The 272-nt window shown below is 59.6% G+C and carries 1 protein-coding gene; it reads left to right on the top strand.

Annotated features, from left to right (window positions below; translation table 11 throughout):
- The coding region (locus tag AAEZ05_RS28680) for a serine aminopeptidase domain-containing protein (protein ID WP_350649985.1) at positions 1–272 on the top strand (272 nt) is incomplete at both ends.

The following is a 272-nucleotide window of genomic DNA, read 5'->3' as shown; positions in this document are numbered from 1 at the left end:
GCGTCGGTGCGGTAATCGCGGCCACCTGGGTTCATGACTACGCACCGAAAATCCGCGCCCTGGTGCTCGCCTCGCCAGCCTTCAAGGTCAAGCTGTACGTACCCTTCGCCCGCACCGGCCTGGCACTGATGCGCAAGTTTCGCGGCAACTTTTTCGTCAACAGCTACGTCAAGGCCAAGTTTCTCAGCCATGACCCGGAACGCGTGGCGTCCTACGACAACGATCCACTGATCACCAAGGCCATTTCGGTGAATGTGCTGCTGGGTCTGTAC

The sequence above is a fragment of the Pseudomonas sp. HY13-MNA-CIBAN-0226 genome (assembly GCF_040310305.1).
GTDB classification, from domain to species: Bacteria; Pseudomonadota; Gammaproteobacteria; order Pseudomonadales; family Pseudomonadaceae; genus Aquipseudomonas; species Aquipseudomonas gregormendelii.
Note: the sequence above shows the minus strand (reverse complement) of the source record. Positions and strands in the feature narration are given on the sequence as shown.